Source organism: Dorea hominis (assembly GCF_014287705.1).
Lineage (GTDB): Bacteria > Bacillota > Clostridia > Lachnospirales > Lachnospiraceae > Dorea_D > Dorea_D hominis.
In genome coordinates, this window is the sequence record NZ_JACOOY010000003.1 from 42,990 (window position 1) to 66,724 (window position 23,735).

24 protein-coding genes are annotated in these 23,735 nt (G+C 42.7%); 17 read left to right on the forward strand and 7 right to left on the reverse strand.

All coding sequences use genetic code 11. The features are described 5' to 3' along the window. Nucleotides 1–27 precede the first annotated feature (27 nt). Nucleotides 28–1,938 carry a 1,4-alpha-glucan branching protein GlgB gene (gene glgB / locus H8S07_RS02845; RefSeq protein ID WP_186855378.1) on the forward strand — a complete coding sequence of 637 codons (1,911 nt, stop codon included), beginning with the start codon at nucleotides 28–30 and terminating at the stop codon, nucleotides 1,936–1,938. A 224-nt stretch (nucleotides 1,939–2,162) separates the two neighbouring features. On the opposite strand, the gene H8S07_RS02850 is transcribed toward glgB, so the two are convergent. From H8S07_RS02850 to trmB, 4 genes are all read right to left on the reverse strand, one after another. Next, complete coding sequence (locus H8S07_RS02850; protein ID WP_186855379.1) at nucleotides 2,163–3,059, reverse strand: ribokinase; 897 nt, start codon at nucleotides 3,057–3,059, stop codon at nucleotides 2,163–2,165. A 42-nt stretch (nucleotides 3,060–3,101) separates the two neighbouring features. After that, a complete protein-coding gene (locus tag H8S07_RS02855; RefSeq protein WP_186855380.1) occupies nucleotides 3,102–4,142 on the reverse strand; it encodes a DUF1002 domain-containing protein in 1,041 nt (346 codons plus the stop codon). Nucleotides 4,143–4,327: 185 nt separating this feature from the next. Further along, nucleotides 4,328–4,651: a thioredoxin family protein gene (locus tag H8S07_RS02860; protein WP_186855381.1), complete on the reverse strand. Its 324-nt coding sequence runs from the start codon at nucleotides 4,649–4,651 to the stop codon at nucleotides 4,328–4,330. Nucleotides 4,652–4,901: 250 nt separating this feature from the next. Beyond that, nucleotides 4,902–5,582, reverse strand: a complete 681-nt coding sequence (gene trmB / locus H8S07_RS02865; RefSeq protein ID WP_117537479.1) for a tRNA (guanosine(46)-N7)-methyltransferase TrmB — start codon at nucleotides 5,580–5,582, stop codon at nucleotides 4,902–4,904. 176 nt (nucleotides 5,583–5,758) lie between these two features. Here trmB and H8S07_RS02870 point away from each other — a divergent pair, with 176 nt between their 5' ends. The 14 genes from H8S07_RS02870 to H8S07_RS02935 all read left to right on the forward strand — a co-directional run bounded on the left by H8S07_RS02870 (nucleotide 5,759) and on the right by H8S07_RS02935 (nucleotide 17,187). Further along, nucleotides 5,759–6,070 carry a hypothetical protein gene (locus H8S07_RS02870; protein ID WP_186855382.1) on the forward strand — a complete coding sequence of 104 codons (312 nt, stop codon included), beginning with the start codon at nucleotides 5,759–5,761 and terminating at the stop codon, nucleotides 6,068–6,070. A gap of 3 nt (nucleotides 6,071–6,073) precedes the next feature. Continuing rightward, complete coding sequence (locus tag H8S07_RS02875; protein WP_021860416.1) at nucleotides 6,074–7,123, forward strand: V0D/AC39 family V-type ATPase subunit; 1,050 nt, start codon at nucleotides 6,074–6,076, stop codon at nucleotides 7,121–7,123. Next, nucleotides 7,120–9,060, forward strand: a complete 1,941-nt coding sequence (locus H8S07_RS02880; RefSeq protein WP_186855383.1) for a V-type ATP synthase subunit I — start codon at nucleotides 7,120–7,122, stop codon at nucleotides 9,058–9,060. The genes H8S07_RS02875 and H8S07_RS02880 overlap by 4 nt, the downstream gene beginning before the upstream one ends. Before the next feature lie 26 nt (nucleotides 9,061–9,086). Continuing rightward, a complete protein-coding gene (locus H8S07_RS02885; protein WP_021860414.1) occupies nucleotides 9,087–9,521 on the forward strand; it encodes an ATP synthase subunit C in 435 nt (144 codons plus the stop codon). A gap of 1 nt (nucleotide 9,522) precedes the next feature. Then, nucleotides 9,523–9,831, forward strand: coding sequence for a V-type ATP synthase subunit F (locus H8S07_RS02890; protein ID WP_117537487.1), 309 nt, complete (start codon nucleotides 9,523–9,525; stop codon nucleotides 9,829–9,831). Between the two features lie 20 nt (nucleotides 9,832–9,851). Beyond that, a complete protein-coding gene (locus H8S07_RS02895) occupies nucleotides 9,852–10,439 on the forward strand; it encodes a V-type ATP synthase subunit E (protein WP_118288126.1) in 588 nt (195 codons plus the stop codon). Beyond that, nucleotides 10,393–12,204, forward strand: a complete 1,812-nt coding sequence (locus H8S07_RS02900; RefSeq protein ID WP_408640161.1) for a V-type ATP synthase subunit A — start codon at nucleotides 10,393–10,395, stop codon at nucleotides 12,202–12,204. The genes H8S07_RS02895 and H8S07_RS02900 overlap by 47 nt, the downstream gene beginning before the upstream one ends. Nucleotides 12,205–12,218: 14 nt before the next feature. Then, complete coding sequence (locus H8S07_RS02905; protein ID WP_186855385.1) at nucleotides 12,219–13,625, forward strand: V-type ATP synthase subunit B; 1,407 nt, start codon at nucleotides 12,219–12,221, stop codon at nucleotides 13,623–13,625. 57 nt (nucleotides 13,626–13,682) lie between these two features. After that, a complete protein-coding gene (locus H8S07_RS02910) occupies nucleotides 13,683–14,297 on the forward strand; it encodes a V-type ATP synthase subunit D (protein ID WP_186855386.1) in 615 nt (204 codons plus the stop codon). Between the two features lie 89 nt (nucleotides 14,298–14,386). After that, the gene (locus tag H8S07_RS02915) at nucleotides 14,387–15,022 is read left to right on the forward strand and encodes a hypothetical protein (protein ID WP_021860408.1); all 636 of its coding nucleotides are present in this window, start codon (nucleotides 14,387–14,389) and stop codon (nucleotides 15,020–15,022) included. 35 nt (nucleotides 15,023–15,057) lie between these two features. Then, the gene (locus H8S07_RS02920) at nucleotides 15,058–15,507 is read left to right on the forward strand and encodes a hypothetical protein (RefSeq protein WP_021860407.1); all 450 of its coding nucleotides are present in this window, start codon (nucleotides 15,058–15,060) and stop codon (nucleotides 15,505–15,507) included. 25 nt (nucleotides 15,508–15,532) lie between these two features. Beyond that, a complete protein-coding gene (locus H8S07_RS02925) occupies nucleotides 15,533–16,018 on the forward strand; it encodes a DUF3267 domain-containing protein (protein ID WP_021860406.1) in 486 nt (161 codons plus the stop codon). 225 nt (nucleotides 16,019–16,243) lie between these two features. Next, the gene (locus H8S07_RS02930; protein WP_186855387.1) at nucleotides 16,244–16,492 is read left to right on the forward strand and encodes a hypothetical protein; all 249 of its coding nucleotides are present in this window, start codon (nucleotides 16,244–16,246) and stop codon (nucleotides 16,490–16,492) included. Nucleotides 16,493–16,629: 137 nt separating this feature from the next. After that, on the forward strand, nucleotides 16,630–17,187 hold the full coding sequence (locus tag H8S07_RS02935; protein WP_186855388.1) for a hypothetical protein: 558 nt from the start codon (nucleotides 16,630–16,632) through the stop codon (nucleotides 17,185–17,187). Nucleotides 17,188–17,357: 170 nt separating this feature from the next. Here the strand turns inward: H8S07_RS02935 and proC are convergent, their stop codons facing one another. From proC to H8S07_RS02950, 3 genes are all read right to left on the reverse strand, one after another. Further along, nucleotides 17,358–18,155: a pyrroline-5-carboxylate reductase gene (gene proC / locus H8S07_RS02940; RefSeq protein WP_117537494.1), complete on the reverse strand. Its 798-nt coding sequence runs from the start codon at nucleotides 18,153–18,155 to the stop codon at nucleotides 17,358–17,360. A gap of 78 nt (nucleotides 18,156–18,233) precedes the next feature. Then, nucleotides 18,234–19,547: an amidohydrolase gene (locus H8S07_RS02945; protein ID WP_186855389.1), complete on the reverse strand. Its 1,314-nt coding sequence runs from the start codon at nucleotides 19,545–19,547 to the stop codon at nucleotides 18,234–18,236. Nucleotides 19,548–19,549: 2 nt separating this feature from the next. Beyond that, nucleotides 19,550–20,260 (reverse strand): L-2-amino-thiazoline-4-carboxylic acid hydrolase, encoded by a 711-nt coding sequence (locus H8S07_RS02950; protein ID WP_117537498.1) that lies wholly within the window; start codon nucleotides 20,258–20,260, stop codon nucleotides 19,550–19,552. A gap of 271 nt (nucleotides 20,261–20,531) precedes the next feature. Between H8S07_RS02950 and H8S07_RS02955 the strand changes: the two genes are divergently transcribed. Both H8S07_RS02955 and arsS read left to right on the forward strand, forming a co-directional pair. Next, entirely contained in the window at nucleotides 20,532–21,626 is a 1,095-nt protein-coding gene (locus tag H8S07_RS02955) for a GTP-binding protein (protein ID WP_021860401.1), read from the forward strand. Between the two features lie 42 nt (nucleotides 21,627–21,668). Beyond that, nucleotides 21,669–23,696, forward strand: a complete 2,028-nt coding sequence (gene arsS, locus H8S07_RS02960) for an arsenosugar biosynthesis radical SAM (seleno)protein ArsS (RefSeq protein ID WP_021860400.1) — start codon at nucleotides 21,669–21,671, stop codon at nucleotides 23,694–23,696. Nucleotides 23,697–23,735 lie beyond the last annotated feature (39 nt).

The window sequence follows — 23,735 nt, forward strand, 5'->3', positions numbered from 1 at the left end:
ACCATAAGAGTATGGGAAGGTGGAATTATGGCTGAAAGAAAGAAAAAAACATATGAGATCGGGGAGCTGGATCAGTATCTTTTTGGACAGGGGAACCATTACGAGATATATAAGAAGCTGGGATCGCACCGAGTAAAGGATGGACACCGCCAGGGTGTGTATTTTGCTGTGTGGGCACCGCATGCGAAGTCGGTATCCGTTGTCGGTGAATTTAACGAATGGGATACACAGGCGAATCCGATGAAGCGGGAAGAGCCGTTGGGAATTTATACGTGCTTTATACCAAAGGTACAGGAAGATATGATGTATAAGTATTGTATTGAGACTTATACGGGAGACTACATTTTCAAGGCAGATCCATTTGCAAACTATGCAGAGTTACGACCGGGAACTGCATCGAGAGTGCATGATATCAGTGAGCTGAAATGGTCGGATACGCAGTGGATGAAGCGCAGGGAAGACTGGGATCATAAGAAAGAACCAGTGTCTGTGTATGAAGTGCATATCGGTTCGTGGAAGAAACATCCGGGGTGTGAGGACGATGGATTTTATACATACCGGGATTTCGGTAAAGAGATAGTCAAATATGTAAAAGACATGGGTTATACGCATGTGGAGCTGATTGGTATTGCGGAGCATCCGTTTGACGGTTCATGGGGATATCAGGTGACAGGATATTATGCACCAACTTCCAGATATGGAACCCCGCAGGATTTTGCATGGATGGTCAACCATCTGCATCAGCATAATATCGGTATCATTCTTGACTGGGTGCCGGCACATTTTCCGAAAGATGCACACGGACTTGCTGATTTTGATGGAACCCCAACGTTTGAATATGCAGATCCGAGGATGGGAGAACATCCGGACTGGGGAACGAAGATTTTCGATTATGGAAAGAATGAAGTGCGGAACTTCCTGATTGCCAATGCGCTGTTCTGGGTGGAATACTTCCATATAGACGGTCTTCGCGTAGATGCGGTTGCGTCCATGTTATATCTGGATTATGGAAAGAATGCAGGAGAGTGGGTGCCGAATAAGTACGGAGAGAATAAGAATCTTGAAGCGATTGATTTCTTTAAGCATCTTAATTCGGTTGTGCTTGGCCGTAATCCAGGTGCAATGATGATTGCTGAGGAGTCTACTGCATGGCCGAAGGTAACCGGGGATGTGGAAGACGACGGACTGGGATTCAGCCTGAAATGGAACATGGGCTGGATGCATGATTTTACAGAATATATGAAATTGGATCCGTATTTCAGAAAAGATAATCATAATCTGATGACATTCGCAATGAGTTATGCATATAGTGAGAACTATATTCTGGTTTTGTCGCATGATGAAGTTGTACATCTGAAGTGTTCAATGTTGAATAAGATGCCGGGACTTGGATTTGATAAATATGCGAATCTGAAAGTCGGATATGCATTTATGATGGGACATGTCGGTAAGAAACTGTTGTTTATGGGACAGGAATTTGCACAGCTCCGTGAGTGGAGTGAGGAGAGAGAGCTGGACTGGTATCTTCTTGCAGAGCCGGAACATCAGGCGATCCAGAACTGGGTACGTGATCTTCTGCATTTGTATAAGAATAAAAAAGCGATGTATGAGGCAGATCATGAATTTGGTGGCTTTGAGTGGATCAATGCTGATGACGCATACAGAAGTATTTTCAGCTTCATGCGTCATTCCAAAGATGGCAAGAAGAATCTGTTGTTCGTATGTAACTTCACACCGATGGAAAGAGCAGATTATCGTGTCGGTGTTCCGAAGAGAAAACAGTATAAGTTGCTGCTGAACAGCGATGAAGAGAAATACGGTGGAACGGGTGAGAAACGTCCGCAGGTATACAAAGCACAGAAGCAGGAATGCGACGGAAGACCATATTCATTCGCATATTCACTTCCACCATACGGCGTAGCAGTTTTTGAATTTTAAGAGTAACTATTCAGAACCAAGTATAAAAAGAAGAACCGGATACACATGTTTACATGTGAGTATCCGGTTCTTCTTTTTATACAGGTGACTCGAATAGAGTCACCGCTCCGAACATGAGCAAAAGAGCTGCAAAGCAGCGGAAAAGCGCGAGGGACGCGCGAATTTGCGAATGAGCGGGGAAGGTTCTGAAAAGTAAAAGAAACTCGAATAGAGTCACCGCTTAGCTATTTCACTTCCTCCATCGTCGGGATAGAGACAGCCGCTCCCGCTCTGGAGCAGGTAATGGCAGATGCTTTTGACGCCAGTTCCAGCGAAGCAGGAATATTTTTGCCGTGTAACAGTCCGGATAAAAAGAACCCGGTAAATGTATCTCCGGCAGCGGTTGTGTCTACAGCTTTTATTTTAAAGGCTGGCTGATAAATCTGTGTGTCGGAAGAGAGATACATAGAACCTTCTTCGCCGAGTGTCAGTACAAAATTGTTCTCAGGGAAAAGCTCCTGCAGTCTGGAAGCAAGCTTTTCGTTATCGGAAATATCAGCATCCGACAGTTTGCTCTTAATCAGCCCGGCAGCTTCAATCTCATTTACAAAAAACAGATCAATGAGATGCAGCGGAAGTTCAAAAATCTTCGCATCCATTGGAGATGGATTCAAGATGATCTTCATGCCTCTGGCTTTCGCATTGATAATGATATAAGAGAGCTGATTGATCTCATTCTGGAGAACCAGGTAATCTCCTGAGCCAAAATGAGAGAGAACTTCATCTGCATATATTGTTGTGATTTGCTGGTTTGTTCCGCCATAGAGAAGAATACAATTGTCTCCCTGCACATCATTCTGGATGATCGCATGCCCGGTTGGCGCTTTTGTGTCGGTATGCAGAAGTTCTGTATGTACTCCGGCAGCAGTTAAAATGTCAGAGAGAAATTGTCCATCGGCTCCGATGACTCCGGCATGCCAGACTGACATGCCGGCTTTTGCAAGGGCGATAGACTGGTTCAGTCCTTTTCCGCCCGGATATTGTTTTAAATCTTCGGAAGAAAGGGTTTCCCCTTTCTTCACAAAGTGCGGTACTTTATATACGTGATCAATATTTAATGACCCGAAATTCAGTATTTTCATATCTGTATCCTCCGTCTGGAAAATATCGAAAGTACAGTGATTTTAGTTGGAGGAACTGTCATCCGAAGAATTGCTGTCTGAGGAATCTGAATCACTTCCGGTCAGTCCTTTGAAAAAGTTCACGACTTTATCCCACCAGCCTTCAGTATCTGCATTCTGAACTTTGTCTTTGATATCGTCCAGTGTGCTGTTGCTGACAACATCACTTCCGAGAATATCATCTTTGGTCTGGCTGATGATTCCACCGGAATTGCTGTTATTTCCGCCGAAAAATCCTTTGATGTTATTGACTAGTTTTGTGAAGAAACCTTCGCTCTTGCCTTCCAGGTTGTTCAGCGTCTGCTGAAGAGATTTGACATCGTAATCATACTGGGAAATCTTCTCCATCAAGGATACGATCTTATCTTTCTGCTCGTCGGTGAGATTAACGTCCAGATCTTTCGCTTTTTCATCGACTGTATCTGCAATCTTATCTTCGTCGCTGATATCATTTGCAATAACATTTTCTTTGACATCGTTCATCAGATCCGTTGCCTTGTCCTGTCCGATATCGTCAGCAAGTTCACCGGTAGTTACAAGCTCTTCTGTAGCGGCTTCTTTCTGCCCTTCGTCCAATTTCTCACCGCTTGCAGTCTCATAAGCCATCATGATTCCGGTTAAAGCACCAGTTCCGGATACTTCGATTGGAGATGCCGCAACAACGTTGCAGTTTTCTACGCCGGAAGTTGTCAGAGTGCTGGCAATCATGGAACTGGTTACAAATGTAAGGTTTGCGACCTTCACCTGGATACCGCCGCTTGTAGTTGGTTCTACATAAGAGCAGCTGTAAGTCTTGTGACCAATCTGCGCTTCAGATGCAATCCCTTCCATATATTTACGTTCGTCCTGATTGGTAACTTCGATCGTTTCTACACTGTCCTTGCTTGTTCCGAAATATTCATACATAGACTTCTTCTGGTCGTCTGACAGGTTTGTCCCGATCGTAACAACTTTGGAACTGTCTGCGTTGGCAATCATCGGAAGACTTGCACATGTAAGTGTAACTGCCAGAGCAAGTGGAATGATTTTTTTGAATTTTTTCATAATAATGGCTGTTGCCGTACCTCCTTTTATGACTGGTATTACCAGATGTATTTTTAATGAGTTTAAATAAAAATGATGCCAGAAGACTGCAGAAATGTATTGATTTTGCAATCTTTTCCATTATTATATGGAAGCTGGCATCATTATAGTATCATAATCGTTTTGGTTTGCAAAGAAAATCCGTCTTAACTCTTTCTGAAGATTTTCTTTAGGCGTTCTTCTAATATAGAAGAGGAAATCAGTCCGCCGAAAGAGGCGAGAACTGTACCGTTTTTAAAGCAGACAAATGTCGGGACGAGATCATCCGTATAAGTTTTGGCTAAGAGTGGTGATTCGTCAATGTCTACTTCTATAAATAAATACTGCGCATGGTATTTGCCGGATATTTCTTCTGCAATTGGTTTCATCATTGCACATTTTGTGCACCAGGATGCGTAAAACATCACAACGACCGGTACGCCGGAATTGTGTATAACAGCAGGAAAATTTGCTGCAGTGACATGCTTCATAAATCAGCCTCTTTTCTTCGTATGGCAGTCCGTGTCTGTATTCAGGTACCGGCATACTTCGCAGAAAGAATGTAAAAGACATGAGAATGGTCTGTGACAGCGCCTGTTGCAAATGTTGGTAAAACAAAAACAGGAGTGCCGTCGTCTTCGTTTCGGTTTCATGAATGTGTACCTCTGCACAGACTATTGTTACTTTATTATATGATACAAAGTAAAAAATGCGTATGATGAACGTGCAAGAGGCATATGCTTATTTCCTTGCCGCAATCAGTTTGTTGATCGGATGTTTCATGGAAGAGAATTTCTCCTCGTATTCTGTCATGACATTGCCTTCGTTCATGGCAGGATCATGATGCAGGTCATAGGTACATGCGGTCATTTTCCAGATGTCGGATGTTTCCAACTGTTCGGTGGAGAAATCAAAGAGATCTCGGTTGTCTGTTTTAAATTCGACAGTGCCATCCGGAATGAGGATCTTGTCATAGCGGGCAAAAAATTCTGCAGATGTCAGACGTCTTCTTGCATGGCGGGCTTTCGGCCATGGATCGGAGAAATTCAGATAGATCCGGGATACTTCATTTTCAGCAAAAACTTCCGGAAGATCTGTGGCATCCATACAGATAAAGCGTAGATTCGGAAGATGGAGTGTGACTGTTTCTTCGGATGAAGAATCGGATGTTACCTCCAGCTTCTCGACAGCACGTAGAAGGACGCTGGAATAACGCTCGATGCCGATATAGTTGATATCTGGGTTCTGCTCTGCCAATGTCAGAATAAACTGACCTTTTCCCATACCGACTTCAATATGAAGTGGATGATTATTGTGAAAAATTTCGCTGTTCCATTTGCCACGGAAGTGTCGCTCATCTTTGATTACCATTTCTGAATTGGCAAGTACGCTCTCCGCACGGGGTATATTTCTTAATCGCATAGAATGTTCCTTTCTGATATTATCCTTTATTAAATACATTTTTTCATGTATATTGCATGTGCTTTTCCAGTTTAACTTTTGTCCTTTAAAATGTCAAATTTGCTATGGATTTTTCTAAAAATAAGAGTATTATATAACATATACATAAAAAAATGGAAAAAGAACGGAGGCGGATTATGGATTCTGTAATAGAGCAGTTGAGCGAAATTGAAAAAACAGCAGAAGATATTGTTGAACATGCCGAAAAACAGAAGACGGAGATTGAACATCAGATACAAAATGAACGAGACGTGTTTGATCGGGAAACAGAGCAGGCTACACAGGAAGAGCTTTCCAGAATTCGTGCGCAGGCAAAAGAAAAAATGGATGCAGTTATGGAGGAGCAGAGGGAGAAGAACCAGAAGCTTCTGGAAGAACTGCGAAAAGAATATGAAGAAAATCATGAGGCGTATGCCAGAGAGATATTAGAACATATCACAGAGGTATAGAACATGGGAAATGTTATGGCTTACAGTGGAATTGTCACGAAAGTCCACGGGATGCAGGCGAAACTTCTGTCGGAAGAGGAGCTTGAGGAAGTCGCATCCAAAAAGACAGTTCCGGAAGTAATTGAGTATCTGAAAGAAAAGCCGGCATATGCAGAGTATATGAACCGGCTGGAGGTAAAACTTTATCATCGAAGGAATGTTGAGAAAGTGCTGTATCAGTCTTTGTATGCAGACTGGTCCAGACTGTTCCGGTTTGCGGGAATGGAACAGAAGAAGTTTTTGAAAGTTTACTGGAAACGGTATGAAGTGGATTTGATCAATTACTGTCTTCGTATCGTATTTAATCATTATGAAAAACCATTTGATCTGGAATACAAGAAAGACTTTTTTGACCGGTATTCACAGATCTCGATTGACAAGATGATTACGTCCAGAAATATTGACGAGCTGGTTGATAATTTACAGGGTACGGAGTATTATGAACCGCTCATTAAGATAAAAGATTCAGGTGCAGCGACGTTGTTTGACTATGATCTTGCACTGGATCTCTATTATTTTACGACACTTTGGAGAAAACAGCGCAGACTGCTTAAGAAGAAAGAGCTGGAGATCTATACGCGAGACTGCGGAACAAAGATTGATCTTTTGAATATCCAGTGGATATACCGTGCGAAGAAATATTATCATTTACTGCCGCCGGATATTTATGCACTTACGATTCCAATCCATTACCGGCTGAATCTGGAAGATTTTAAGATGCTGGTAGACACACCGAGTGTGGAGGAATTTCAAAATCGGCTGGACGAAACATATTATGCGAAGAAATATGAGATCGGGAAGGAACAGAAGACGATGGAGCAGATCTATCAGGACTGCCTGCGTCAGTTGTACCTGTCAGACCGAAGGCGAGAGCCGTATTCGATCGCATCGATCAGCACATATTTGTTTTTAAAAGAAGAAGAAATTAAAAAGTTGACGACAGCGTTTGAATGTATTCGCTACGGATTAACAACAACAGAGACTTTAGCATATATGAAAGGGGTGATTCGATGATCGTCAAGATGAAATTCTTAAGCATAAGCGGGCCGAAGACAGACATTGACCGTGTCTGCGACCAGTATCTTTCTAAGTATGAGATGCAGTTGGAAAATGCAGTGGCTGAGCTTAAGACAACGGACAATCTGCAGCCATTTGTAGATTTGAATCCTTACCGGGAACCGCTCGCGAAGGCGGAGCAGTTTACGGCAATGATCAAGGATGACAAGATTTGTCCGAAAGCAGTGACATCGCAGGAGGAGATGCTTGCAATGATCCGGGAAGTGAATCATGATTTTCTGGAACTGCAGGAACAGAAAGAATTATTAAAAAAGAAAGTAGAAAGTTTACGGGAAAGACTGGATGTATTGACACCGTTTCAACCGTTGGATCTGGATCTGTACAAAGTTATGCGTTACCGCTATATGAAGGTGCGGTTTGGACGGATTTCGGTAGATTATTTTCATCGGCTTGAAAAATATTTATTTGATGATCTGAATGCAGTATTTATAGAGGGAGCAAGGGATGAGAATTATGTCTATGGATGTTATTTTACATCCAATCCGGAAGCGAGCAAAATAGACTCTGTATTTAATTCACTTCATTTTGAGCGGATCAGCCTTTCATCAGATTTTATTGGAACGCCGACACAGGCATGTGAGGAATTACAGAAAGAGATTGGTAAAACTAAAAAGAAGATCAAGAAGATTAACCAAAGTATCCGTGTGCTGGTTGAAAAGCATGCGGCAGAACTGTTAGGAGCGCAGAAGCGTTTGGAAGAATTGTGCAATATCTTTGATGTGCGTAAGATGGCAGCGCGGATTGAGGAAGGCGACAACAAGGAAGAGTATTACATCCTGTGCGGATGGATGGGCGAAGAAGATGTCGCTAAATTCCTGGAAGAGACGAAAAAGGATGATAAGATATTTGTTGTAGTGGAAGAAGACAGAGAGAAGTTCTTCGGTGAACCGCCGACAAAACTTAAGAATCCGAAGCTTTTCAAACCGTTTGAGATGTTTGTACGGATGTATGGGCTTCCGGCGAATGATGAGATGGATCCGACAATGTTCGTGGCACTTACTTATACATTTATTTTCGGCGCGATGTTCGGAGATGTGGGACAGGGCTTCTGCCTGTTTGCAATTGGTGGAATCCTGTATTTGACGAAGAAGATAAATCTCGCGGGAATTATATCGGTTGCAGGTATTTTCTCAATGGCATTTGGATTTATGTTTGGAAGTGTATTTGGTTTTGAAGATGTGATACCGGCACTATGGTTGAAACCGGTAGAAGCTATGACAAATCTGCCATTTATCGGGCAGCTGAATACGGTATTTATTGTGGCGGTTGCCTTTGGCATGGGACTGAACCTGCTGGTGATCCTGTTCCAGATGATCAATGCGATAAAAGCACATGATAGAGGCAATCTGTTATTTTCCAATAACGGGCTGGCGGGATTTGTATTTTACGGATGTATCATTCTGACAATCGTTCTGTATATGACAGGACATAAGACGCCGAGTAATATTTTACTGGCAATCTGTCTTGGCATACCGGTCATCCTGTTTGTATTTAAAGAACCTCTGACGAATCTTGTGGAGCATAATCACAAGAAACTCGAAGAGGGAAAAGTGATGTTTCTTGTGCAGGGATTTTTTGAATTATTTGAAACGATGCTGAGTTATTTTTCCAATACATTGTCTTATGTGCGAATCGGTGCATTTGCAGTCAGCCATGCGGCGATCATGGAAGTTGTACTGATGTTGTCTGGAGCGGAGAGCGGAAGCGTGAATATCTTTGGCGTGATTCTCGGCAATGTGATCGTGTGCCTGTTAGAGGGACTGATTGTAGGAATCCAGGTACTCAGGCTGGAATATTATGAAATGTTCAGCCGTTTTTATAAAGGAACCGGAAGAGAGTTTAAACCATTTGATCAACATAAAAAAGAACATTAAGATCTGGAAAATAGGAGGATATTATTATGACACTGACTGTAAAATTACTGCTGATCGCAACTTTGATTCTGAGTATCATCATACCATTTGGGTATTATCTGCTTGGCGAGCAGTCGAAAAAACGCTATAAAAAAGCAATCGGAGCAAATGTGTTTTTCTTCTTTGGAGCATTTGTGATTGCGGGAATTATGTTATTTGGCGGAGACACTGTACATGCAGCAGAAGCTGCAACGCAGACCGCTTCTAATGCAACCGGATTCGGATATCTTGCCGCCGCACTTGCAACCGGTTTATCCTGTGTCGGTGGAGGTATTGCCGTAGCCAGTGCGGCAAGCGCAGCACTGGGTGCCATCAGTGAAGATTCCAGCGCACTTGGAAAATCACTGATCTTCGTAGGACTTGCAGAAGGTGTTTGTCTGTATGGACTGATCATCTCCTTCATGATCCTTGGTAAATTGTAAGATGAAAATGTATCTGATCAGTGATAATATCGATACTCTGACAGGAATGAGGCTTGCCGGTGTAGACGGCGTGATGGTGCACACGCGGGAAGAGCTGCGCAGTGCCATTGAAGAAGCGATGCATGATAAGACCGTTGGAATTATCCTGCTGACAGAAAAATTTGGAAGGGAATTTCCGGATCTGATCAATGAGATTAAACTGGAAAGGACGATGCCGCTTCTGATTGAAATTCCTGACAGACACGGAACCGGACGAAAAAAAGATTTTATCACTTCGTATGTAAATGAGGCAATCGGACTGAAGTTATAGATAGGAAGAAGGTGGCATGCTTGACATTAGAGGAGAAAATAAAGCATCTTCGCACGAAGGCGATGGAAGAAGCCCGTGGCGAAGGAAATGCAATCATCAAACAGCATGAGGATGCGCTCCGGCAGCTTGCAAAGCAGCATGAAGAAGAGGTGAAACGTCAGGTAGAGACGCGGATCAAAGCAGAGCAGGTAAGTGCAAAGCAGCAGCTCAATATGGCAATGTCAAAGGCGCAGCTCGAATTGAAAAGAGAAATCAGCGCGACGCAATTTGAATTAAAAAAAGAACTGTTTCAGGAAGTGGAAGAAAAACTGAATGATTATATGCAGACACCACAGTATCAGGCACTTCTTGTTACTTATATAGAAAAGGCTGCCAGATTTGCAGATGGAAAAGAGATGACGATATATCTTAATCCGTCGGATGCAAGATGGAAAGATTATTTGGAAGAGCATACCGGCATGAAACTTACGATCAGTAAAGAAGATTTTATTGGCGGGGTGCGCGCGGTAATTCACGAAAGAAATATATTAGTTGACTATGCGTTTAAGGGAGCGCTGGAAAATGAATCCCAGAAATTCTCATTCAAGGGAGGTGCGGGAATTGACTAGCGAAAAGACTGGAAAGATATATGGCATTAATGGTCCCGTTATCTATCTGAAAGGGAAGAATGGATTTAAAATGTCGGAGATGGTCTATGTCGGAAAGGAACGCCTTGTCGGTGAGGTGATTTCTCTGGATAAAGATCTGACAACGATCCAGGTATACGAGGAGACGTCGGGACTGCGTCCGGGAGAAGAAGTTACGGCATCGGGCGCTGCTGTCTCTGTGACACTGGCTCCGGGAATACTAAATAACATATTTGATGGAATCGAACGACCGCTTGAGAGAATCGCAGAATCAGGAGGTGCATTTATCACACGTGGTGTCAGCGTGGACGAACTGGATAAAGAAAAATTATGGGATACACATATGACAGTGGGTATCGGTGATCTGGTGCACGGAGGAATGATTATTGCAGAAGTTCCGGAAACGCGTGCAATCGTGCATAAATGCATGGTGCCACCGGATGTAGAAGGAAAAGTAATTTCGGTTGTACCGGATGGACAGTATACGATTAAGGATACGCTGATAACACTGGAGCTTGCGGATGGAACATTAAAAGAACTGTCAATGACACAGAGATGGCCGATCCGTGTACCGCGGCCGGTATCGGAACGGTATCTGGCAAGCGTACCGCTTGTAACCGGACAGAGAATCCTGGATACCATGTTCCCGATTGCAAAGGGCGGAACCGCTGCAATTCCTGGAGGATTCGGAACCGGAAAGACGATGACACAGCATCAGATCGCAAAATGGTCCGATGCAGACATTATTATTTATATCGGATGTGGAGAGCGTGGAAATGAGATGACACAGGTTCTGGAAGAATTTTCCGAGCTGGTCGATCCGAAATCCGGCAATCCTCTGATGGATAGGACAGCGCTGATCGCAAATACTTCTAACATGCCGGTAGCTGCCCGTGAAGCATCTATTTATACCGGACTCACCCTGGCAGAGTATTATCGTGATATGGGGTATGATGTGGCGATTATGGCAGATTCTACTTCACGATGGGCAGAGGCACTGCGTGAACTGTCCGGACGACTGGAAGAGATGCCGGCAGAAGAGGGATTTCCGGCTTATCTTGCATCCAGACTGTCCGCATTCTATGAGCGTGCAGGTATGATGCAGACATTAAATGGAGCAACCGGATCAGTATCGATCATCGGTGCAGTATCGCCACAGGGTGGAGATTTCTCTGAACCGGTCACACAGAATACAAAGCGTTTCGTGCGCTGCTTCTGGGGACTGGATAAATCGCTGGCGTATGCGAGACATTTCCCGGCAATCCACTGGCTGTCCAGCTACAGTGAATATCTGAACGATTTAAGTGGATGGTATTCGGATCACGTATCGCCGAAGTTTGTAGATTACCGGAATCGTCTGATGGCAATTCTGAATCAGGAGAGCAGTCTGATGGAGATTGTAAAACTGATCGGTGGCGATGTACTTCCGGATGATCAGAAACTGATTTTGGAAATTGCAAGAGTGATCCGTCTTGGATTCTTGCAGCAGAATGCATTCCACAAAGATGATACATGCGTTTCGCTGGAGAAACAGTTTAAGATGATGGATGTTATTTTATATTTATATAAGAAAAGCCGGAGGCTGGTTGCGATGGGTATGCCGATGTCTGTGCTGAAAGCCGAAGGGATTTACGAAAAGGTAATCGCTATTAAATATGATGTGCCGAACGATAACCTGCAGCTTTTGGATCTGTATAAACGGGATATTGACGAGTTCTACGATCGTGTTGTAGAGAAGAATGCATAAAGGGGGAGTAAGTTGTGGCAATTGAATATTTAGGACTGAGCAGCATAAACGGACCTCTTGTTGTGCTGGAAGGGGTACAGGATGCATTTTATGATGAAATTGTAGAATTTGTAGTAGATCATAAGATCCATAAAATGGGAAGAATCGTGGAACTTGATGAAGACAAGGCAATCATCCAGGTATTTGAAGGTACGGAAAATATGTCGTTGGACAATACGCATACCAAGCTGACCGGACGTCCGATGGAAGTTGATGTGTCCCCGGAGATGCTGGGGCGTACATTTAACGGAATCGGCGAACCGATTGACGGACTTGGACCGATCACAGCAGCAGACAGGCGGGACATCAATGGGCTTCCGTTAAATCCGGTAAAGAGAGAGTATCCGAGAAACTATATCCGTACCGGCATTTCAGCAATTGACGGACTGACAACATTGATCCGTGGGCAGAAGCTCCCGATTTTCTCAGGAAACGGACTTCCGCATGACCAGCTTGCGGCGCAGATCGTGAAGCAGGCATCACTCGGCGAAGGTTCGGACGAGGAGTTTGCGATTGTATTTGGCGCTATGGGTGTCAAACACGACGTGGCAGAATTTTTCCGCAGAACATTCGAAGAGAGCGGTGTATCCGATCATGTATGTATGTTCCTGAATCTTGCAAATGATCCGGTTGTTGAACGTCTGATCACGCCGAAAGTGGCACTGACGGTGGCAGAATATCTTGCTTTTGAGTGTAATATGCACATCCTTGTTATTCTGACAGATATGACATCCTTTGCGGAGGCGATGCGTGAAGTATCTTCCTCCAGAGGAGAAATTCCGTCAAGAAAAGGATATCCGGGCTATCTGTACAGTGAGCTGGCAACGATTTATGAGCGTGCCGGAATTGTGGAAGATTCGACTGGTTCTGTGACACAGCTTCCGATCCTGACGATGCCGAATGATGATATTACACATCCGATTCCGGATCTGACCGGATATATTACAGAAGGGCAGGTTGTTCTGGACCGGAATTTACACGGGCAGGCAATTTATCCGCCAATCAGTATCCTGCCGTCACTGTCCCGTCTGATGAAAGACGGAATTGGAGCAGGCTACACAAGAGAAGATCATCAGGATCTGGCAAATCAGTTATTTTCAGCTTATGCAAAGGTGGGGGAAGCGAGAAATCTTGCCTCCGTTATCGGAGAAGATGAGCTGTCACCGATCGACAAGCAGTATCTGAAATTCGGAGAAGAATTTGAAAAACGATATATCGGTCAGGGTCCAAAAGAAAACCGTACTATTCTGAATACGCTGGATCTCGGCTGGGAACTTTTAGGTTTACTTCCAAAAGAGGAATTAGACCGAATCGATACGAAACTGATTGATAAATATTATAAGAAAAAAGAAGAGACGGATGAAGAAGAAAGTGAATCATAAGAAATAATTTTATTTCTATGACAGAGACCAGAATGAAAGCAGAAAAGGAGGCAGAGTATGGATCCGAGAGAATTTCCCACAAAAGGAAACTTAATGCTTGCCAAAAACTCGCTGGCACTGGCGCATCAGGGCTATGATCTGATGGATAAGAAGCGGAATATTCTGCTCAAAGAGCTGATGTCACTGATTGATGAGGCAAAGGGTATTCAGGAAGAGATTGACCAGACATTTACAAAAGCATATGCATGCCTGCAGCGTGCGAATATCGAGCATGGAATCAGCAAAGTGCGGGAACTGGCATTTACCGTGCCGATCGAAGATTCTATCCGCATCCAGACGCGGAGTATTATGGGAACAGAGATCCCGCATGTCAAATACGATGCAAAGCAGAATGATCTGACGTATTCGTTCAGTACAACGAGAGAGTCGATCGATATTGCGCGGGAAGCATTCCGGGAAGTGAAAGATCTGACCATCAAATTGTCGATGGTGGAGAATGCGGCGTATCGTCTGGCAACGAATATTAAAAAGACACAGAAACGTGCCAATGCGCTTAAGAATATTACGATTCCGATGTACAGCAATCTGGTATACACGATCAGCAATGCGCTGGAGGAAAAAGAAAGGGAAGAGTTTACCAGATTGAAGGTGATTAAGCGGATGAAGTCGTAGAGGATTATATAATAATGAAATATAAGAAAAAGACTTGACAATTTTTGCGTGGGGGGGAGACTAAAACTAAAAAAGGGAGGCACAGGGGAATGAAAAAGTATAAAAAATATTTTATCATTACACTTATGTTAGCGTTCGTGTTTAGTTTTAGTTTTACTTCTTTACCGGTTTCAGCTGCATCAAAATATGGAACATATGGTAGAAGAACATATTACTATACTGTATCAAAAGCTAAGAATATTAGAATTGAAAAAAGAGGTAAAGCTGTTGGCAAGTATTTAAATGAATGGATGGAAGGCGGCGTGAAATTAGCTGTGAGCTATGCAATGGGAAATTATTCGATTCCATTTAGTATTGTCGAAATAATGGTTGGAGATGGTGGCGTTAAATATGATAAAAAATCATATTCATCCTATGTTTTTCAGGCAAAATATACGACAAGAAATATTTTTTATTATCAGGACAATGCAAAGAAAAAGAAAAAAGTAGTACTTTCTGATGAAAAAGGTGTAGCAGATGTGTTTTATGAATTTCATCCAGTTGGAGTTGGTTTTAAAAAGTCGACATATACTAAAAAATTAAAAAGTAAAGCAACCGTTAAAACAACTTATTATGATAAAAAGTCAAGGAACTTGGAAAGATGTAATATATTGGCAAATCATAATACAAAAGAAATGTGGACAATATCTTCAGAGCTTCTGACAGAAAAGTGGAGAAAAAAATAGCTCTAAAAGGAGTTGTCTCTTGTTGAGGGAAAATAATGAAAAAAAGAATTTTAATGTGCATAAGTACTGTTGTTGTAGTTGGAATTATAGCAATAATTATAGTTTTGAATGGACATACGACATTGGTAAGACAAATAGACAAAAATTTAGGTTCATCAACAAAATGGAAAATTATATCTGTCGAAAAAATGGAGAGTGATGAGAATCCAATTGTACATGACACAGATTTGCAGACGGTAATATATAAGAATCTTATTGATGAAATTAAAAAAACAAAGATGAAGCGTAAACGCAGAGAATTAGGGATGGAAATAAAAAAGCCACTCTATACAATGACAGTTTCTTCGGATAATGACTATATAACATTTACTGTAAATAATGAAGGTGAAATTCACTTAAATCAAACAGATATAACATATATTATTTTAAACGAAAATTCAAAACTATATGATGTACTCAAACAAAATTTTGGCTTGAAAAAATGATTAAAAGAGATAACAAAATAGTTAAGTGAAAGAAAACAGCTACGATATACTGTTGTGTAAGTATATTGTAGCTGTTTTAGCTGTCAGGGCATCCCCACTTTCTCTGGAACTTTTAATATGGCAGCTCCCGTTTACGCTGATGTTGACAGTTGTGCATGAATTGATTCACGGAATTACATGGGGAATATTTGCAGAAAAACATTTTCAATCTATAAATTTTGGCGTGATCTGGAAGATGCTGACGCCGTACTGCCATTGTTCGGTACCACTTAAGAAATGGCAGTATGTATTGGGAGCGGCAATGCCAACACTGGTTCTTGGAGCAGGGTTGGGAGTAGTGGCAATCATGACAGGCAATCTTGTGTGCCTTTATCTTGCGGAATTTATGACTCTCGGCGGCGGTGGAGATTTTTTGATTATTATGAAAATATTACGATATCACTCTGACAAGGAAGACCAGGTATATTATGACCATCCATATGAATGTGGAGTTGTTGTTTTTGAAAAATAGAACAAAAAAGAAATAAAAATAAGTTGAAAAGATGATTTGATAGTGCTAAACTCCTATAAAAGCATCTTTTTCTTTTGCGCTTTTAAGCGTGTCTTATTCATATCTAAAGTATCTGAAAGGAATTCATGCTTTTAAATTTCACTAATAACAGCAGGAGTCCTGAAGGTACTAACGAAGACCGCACAATTTCTTGTGAAGGACTCAGAATAAAGAAGGGAGTATTTCATGAGAAAAAACAGAGAGTACAAAAGTGATGTATTTTCCATGTTAATGGAAAGCAAAGAAAATGCGCTGGAAGTTTACAATGCATTAAACGATTCGGAATATACCAATCCGGAGGAAGTGGAGATTGTTCAGTTGGAGCGGGGCGTGTCGCTCTCCATTCGGAATGATGCTTCATTCATTATTGATATGAACATCAATTTTTATGAGCATCAATCCACATACAATCCCAATATGCCACTTCGAAGTTAATCTATTTTGTAAATACATTGCAGGACTGGCTGAAAGATAATGACAAGGATCTATTCAGCAGAAGACAAATACAGATACCGACACCGCATTTTATCGTATTTTATAATGGGACACAAAAAAGAACGGAATACGAAGAAATGAGACTGTCGGATTCGTTTTACCACAAAGCCGAAGAACTGCAGATAGAGATCATCTGCAAAGTTTATAATATCAATCCGGAAAACAATCAGATTTTGAAAAGAAAATCAGCAGTACTGGAAGGATATACATATTTTGTGGAAAAGGTAAGGGAGAATCAAAGGCAGGGAATGAATCTGGAAGAGGCTGTGGACAGTGCGATAAATGATTGTATAACGAATCATATATTGGAAGATTTTTTCAGAAGCAGGAAGGATGAAGTGAAGAAAATGACACATCTGGATTATACGTGGGAAAAGCGGGAAAGGTTAATACGCATGGAAGAATATGCAGATGGCGAAGCGGCTGGAATACAGAAAGGCGAAGCCGCTGGAATACGGAAGGGCAAGATTGATTCGCTGATGGAAATCTTGCAGGAACTTGGCGATATTCCGGAAGTACTTCAAACCCGGATTGAATCAGAAAAAGACCTGCAGGTTTTAACGAGCTGGCTGAAAGCAGCCGCGAGAGCAGACTCTTTGAAAGAATTTCGAGAGAAAACAGGTTTGAATATTTAACGGTACTGCACCGTGGGTTTAGTCCGGAAATTATTTAAGCTATAAAATAAAAATTGTAACTAGTATGAATGAAAAGAGATTGGCGTATCAGTTGAATGATATGCCAATCTCTTTTTCAATCAATTCAGATTATGTAAGAAAAATATCATACTACAATTTAATATTCTGGATTATAACTGTCTGGATCTTTCAGCAGCAGCCTTGATACATTCCATAACCGAAGCGCGCATGCCGCCACGTTCCAGTGCTTCGCAGCCTTCGATGGTAGTTCCGGCAGGGGAAGTTACCATATCTTTTAAAGCACCCGGATGGATATCCATCTCAAGAAGCATCTTTGCAGTTCCAAGGCAGGTCTGCTCTGCAAGGCGGTATGCAGTAGCGCGAGGAAGTCCCTGTTTTACGCCACCGTCTGCCATTGCTTCGATGAACATTGCAACATAAGCCGGACCGCCACCGTTTAATGCGCAGGCTGCATCGATGAGATGCTCCGGAAGGAGTTCAACAACACCGATAGAGCTGTAGATGGATTTGGCGATTTCCATTTCATCTTCTTTGAAATCATTGTCAGAGCAAAGAGCAAATGCTCCTGCAAATACCATCGCCGGAGTATTTGGAAGAAGGCGCAGGATTCTAGGTGTACCATCGATCATAGCCTGAAGTCTTTCGACTGTTACACCGGCTACGATAGACATCATTGCTTTACCGTCCAGTGCTTTTTTGCACTGCTCTAAAGCTTCTGCGGCATTCTGAGGTTTAACGGCAAGTAAAATAATGTCGCTGTTCTTGCAGACATCTTCATCGTCTGCCGCGAGATTGACACCCCAGCCGTTTGCTTTTTCCATCATGGCAGGGTTAATGTCGTAAACGTATACATTCTCTTTTGCGAGTACACCGCTTTCCAGTGCGCCGTAGAGGATCGCGCCTCCCATGTTTCCGCATCCGATGACTCCGATTTTCTTTGTTACCATAATAATCGACCTCCTAAATCAAAATGTTTAATATGAATTATTATCAGACAGATTGTGTCGCGCGCTGCGCGTTCACAATCAGGCATCTGTATTCTTAAATTCTTCCCAGGCAGCAGTCAGTTTGTCCGGGGTTTCTAACAGCAGCTTTGTCCCTTCTGCTATACAGCGTGCAGCGTAAAGCATACCTTTGTGTCCGATACTCATGCCTGCCTGCTTTGCGGCAGCCCAGTGATGCAGAGACGTACCGCGGCACATGGTAGCAGCACTGATGGTGATGAGAGGAACGGTGTGGCTGACTGCTGTAGCGTCTGTACCGATGAAGATCGGAACAGGTTCCGGCTCCAGCGGTTCCAGTCCTTTGAAATAAATCCCGTCATTTTCCAACCCGGCTTCTTTACTGAGTTCGGCGGCAAATGTCAGTTCATCTTCGGTATATTCCGGAGTCGGGATATGTGTCATTGCCTCATAGTACAGCTCTGCAAGCACACGGTTGACTTTCATCTCTTTACAGCTGGTGACCAGTTCAATATCTACGGTTGTATCTGTCATCATGGCAGCACCGCGTGCACATTTATCCACACGTGCACTGGCATCTTCTGTGCGGGAACGCTTGAAAGAACGGATGAAATAATTCGTCTTTGCAAGATCCGGAACAACATTTGACGGGATTCCGTTATCGACATATGCATAATGCATACGGACTTCATCCGGCACATGTTCACGCAGATAATTTACACCGATATTCATAAGTTCGGCTGCATCCAGAGCGCTTCGCCCTTCCTGCGGAGATTTGGCGGCATGTGCGCTGACTCCGTGGAAAGTATAATTTTTCACATCCTGGGACATCCAGATATCGTTGCTGATCCGGTTCCGGTCAAATGGATGCCATGTTACGGCAACATCCAGGCCATCAAAGACGCCGGCTTTGTTCATAACAATCTTGCCGGACATGATCTCTTCAGCAGGACAACCGTAGACGCAGATCGTGCCGGGAATCTGTTCTGTTTCCATATGATTTTTCAGTGCGCAGGCGGCTCCGATTACGGCAGTGCCCAGTAAGTTATGACCGCAGGCATGTCCGACACCGGGAAGTGCATCGTATTCTGCGAGAAATCCAAGGATTGGTTTTCCTGTGCCCCAGGTTGCGGTAAAGGCAGTCTCAATATTTGCAGTTCCGCTTGAAACAGTAAATCCCTGTTCCTGTAAATAAGTACTTAAACGCACCGAAGATTTTTGTTCTTGATAGGCAAGTTCCGGATTGGCAAATATGTAATTTGCCGTATCAATTAATTCTGCCTGATGTGTTTTAAGCCAGTCTGCTACAATGTTACGGCTGGCGGAAGATTCGGAACAAATTTCTTCACTGAAATGATTGATCGTAGAATCTGTCATATTTAAACTTCCTCCGGGTAAGCACCCTCTAATACATCCAGATATTCCTGACCGAAAGTATCCACGTAATCAGCAAGGGCAAGATCAATTGCTTTCTGACCGTTTGTGCCAAGCTTTTCGATCAGTGTCTTACTAATTGTATCTTTCAGATGTGCGGTGTGAAAATTAAAATCTTTCATGCAGGAAGTGCCGAGATCCTTCTTCTTGGCAGCGAGAGCTTCGACATCTTCCGGCGTCAGTGGATAGCCCCAGTCAAATTCGCATTGTTCGCCGCCCCAGCTCATGGATGTAGCAGTTGGGGTACAGACAAAATCAGAGCGGAATCCCTGATAAACCGCATTATCAACATTGACACAATAAAGTTTACCGTATTCTGTAATATCGTGCTTTTTCCATGCTTCACACCAGGCACATTTCGAAATATAAGTCTGAAGTGTCGGTTCGGTACGGAGTGTACCAAATTGCATCTGTCCGTCATAGTCAGGCTTCCACTCGCCGTAAGCCTGGTTGGTCATTGTGTTGAGCGGATCGCCGTGAGCAATCGCTCGTGCAGCCATTCTTGCACCTCGTTCTTTACCATAGACAGTCATACCGTCTAAGATTGCCTGTTTTCCTTCTTCGCCACAGATTTCAATAGCGCGCTTGGCGAGAAAAGCAAACATCATTGCATGATGTTCGATCTTACAGGAAACCGTTTCTTTGGCTGTATTCATAATTATCATCCTTTCACATAGTAGTCTGTTAAAGTTTGGAGACATTATACTACATTTTATAAGAAGATACCAGTGTAAGGGAGGAAACTAAAGACACAAAATATAACTGATAATCTATAATCAGTAATAGAAAAAATCTATATCTGTCGTTAGTTATTAAAAAATATGAGTGGTTTTTTATCTGAAAAAAAGCTATGATGGTTATATGAGATAAACTGTATAAAAAATATAGAAAAAAAGAACGACAAAATGTAAAAAGAGGTAAAAAACAATGGACAAAAAACGTTTTATGGTAGTCAGTGGTTTCCTTGGAGCAGGAAAGACAACGACGATGGTAGCACTTACAGAGTACATTAACAGCACAGGCAAACATGCAGCAATCATTGCAAATGACCTGGGAGCAAATTATATTATCGATGCAGAGTATTCTGATCGTCAGAATGTAGAAGTCACACCGATCGGCGGCGACTGTATCTGCTATATTCCGGATACATTGATCGAAAGAATCGAGCGTCTGAACAGAGAGCCGAAAGATCTGGTTATGTCTGATATTCCGGGATGCGGAATCGGTGCACTGGATCATGTATATGGCAATCTGGACAAGAACCACAAGGATGAGTTTACACTGGCTCCGTTTCTTGTTGTAACAGACCCGGAGAGACTTCGTATGATCATGCCGGAGCAGGCAGATATCCATCTTCCGGAAGAATTAAAATTCCTTCTGGATGCACAGTTAAAAGAAGCAGACTGTATCGTTCTGAATAAGATCGATCTGATGTCTGATGAGGAAGTGGACCGCTATGTAAAATTCTTAAAAGAAGCTTGCCCGGATATTCCGGTGTTCCCTATCTCTGCAAAAGAAAAGATCGGTCTGGAACAGGTAGCAGACTATGTACTGACTGCAGAGAGCCGTGTGAACATTACAGATATCGGATACGGCGGACCGGAATTCGTTGCAGCTGAGAAGAGTATGTCATGGTTCAACAGAAATGTATTTATCACAGCAAAAGACGGCAAAGCATTTGACGGAAATGAATTAGTTGACGATCTCATTGACGAGATTCGTAACGGACTGATTGCAAATAAGAGAAATGTTCCACATCTGAAGACATTTGCAGTAGGAAAAGAGAATGATTATGGAAAATTCAGTCTGATCGGTGTAGATTATGACATCATCCATGACCAGGAACTGAAAGAAGAAACAGAAAAATTGCGTCTTGTTGTAAATGCGCGTGCAGTATGCGAATCTGATCTGTTATTAGATATTGTAGATGATGCATTTGATGCTGTAGCTGAAAAATATAATGTAAAGATTAAAGTATTCTTCAGTGAGTGCTTCGGAATGATGGACGAGGGAAGACATTAAGCGAAAGTCTGTTACAAAGTAATGGGAAAGAGATCACAAATTATGAGCAATGATATTCACGAACAAATAAAGGAATATTATGGGGTCATCCTGCAAAGCAGTGATGACCTCAAAACAAATGCGTGCTGCTGCAGTTCAGCGCCGCCGAAGTATGTAAAAGATATTTTGCCGTTGATCAAGGATGAGATAAAAAACCGTTTTTATGGCTGTGGTTCTCCGATTCCGATGGGAATGAAAGGATGCCATGTGCTGGATCTCGGATGTGGTACGGGAAGAGATGTCTATATTTTATCTAAACTGGTTGGGGAAGAGGGACATGTCTATGGCGTAGATATGACACCGTCCCAGATTGAAGTTGCCATCCGTAATGAAGCAGCGCAGATGGAGGCATTTGGATTCGAAAAGACGAATACAAGTTTTCATCTGGGATATATCGAAGATCTGAAAAGCATCGGAATTGAAGATAATTCCATCGATGTTGTGACATCTAACTGCGTAATTAATCTGTCGCCGTTCAAGGAGCAGATTTTCCGGGAAGTATACCGGGTATTAAAAGAAGGCGGAGAGATTTATTTCTCCGATGTTTTTGCCGACCGCAGGCTTCCGGATGAAATAAAAAATGATCCGGTCATGCGCGGAGAATGTATGGGTGGCTCCATGTATCTGGAAGATTTCCGCAGAATGATGGAAAAATGTGGTTTTGTCACTTATTATACGATGGAAAAGACACCGATCCAGCCGCATGATTTCGAGATTGCGAGATTGACAGGAGACATCCAGTTTTATTCCTGTACAGTACGCGCATTTAAGTGTAGCGGCCTGGAGGACCGGGAAGAAAATTACGGACATAGTGCGACCTATCTTGGAACGATGGAGGAAAATAAACGGTATTGCGATTTTGATGAGACATTCCGTTTTCTGAAAAATAAACCACTTGGAATCAGTGGTAATCTTGCAAAGATTTTAAGGGCTTCCAGATTCTGTAATTATTTTACGGTTGAAGGAGAAGGGGAGACACATTATGGCCTGTTTAAAGAACTGGATCAGAGTGTTAATCCGACGCAGTATGATAAAAATGCAAAGATTACAGCAAGGACACTGAAAGAAGAAGTCAGACGGTATGACATTCCGGAATTAATGGATCGTGTCAAAGGTGTGGATGAGCTGTATTCCAAAGAGCAGCTCACGACAATGCAGGTAAATGTCGGCTACAGGTGTAATCTGTCCTGTGCACACTGCTTCCTGGAGTGTGGGCCGGATAAAACGGAGATGATGAGCAAAGAGACAATGGATCAGTGCCTGCAGGCATTTAAGACCGGTGGGTTTCGAACGATGGATATTACCGGCGGTTCACCGGAGATGAATCCGAATCTTACTTATTTCATTGAGGCAGCATCGAAGCTTGGCGATGTGATTGTCCGCACAAATCTTGTTATTTTGCAGAAGGAAGCATATGCTCACTTAATAGATGTATATACAGAAAATAAAGTCCGTATTGTCTGTTCTCTGCCTTACTATAATAAGAAAGTTGTGGAAAAGCAGAGAGGCGCACATGTATTTGATCCGGCGATTAAGATTCTACAGGAATTAAATGCAAGAGGCTATGGCAGACAGGATGATCTGCGGCTGACGCTTGTGTATAATACAGATGGCCCGTATCTGCCACCGAATGAATTTATGCTGGAAAAGACATACAGAGAAATTCTGGAAAAGGAATATGGCATTGTATTTACGGATTTGATCGCAATTGGAAATGTGCCGATCGGAAGATTCGGGCAGGAGTTAAAGCACCAGGGAAAACTTGGATCTTATCTGAAACTGCAGAGTGAGAACTTCAATGAAGACAATCTGCCGAAGGTTATGTGCCGGGATCAGATCAATGTTGATTACGATGGCAGTCTGTATGACTGTGAATATTATCATGTCCTTGGAATGAAACCAGATGGGGAAGCACATATCAGAGAGCTTGCGGATCATGCGCCGAAGCCGCGGAAGATTCATACCTGTGCAGTTTGCTATAGTTGTACGGCAGGATATGGAAGCAGCTGTGGTGGGAATCTGTCACATTAAGTTGGCAGTGGAAGGTTCTGCCGGTGTGATTTGTCGGAT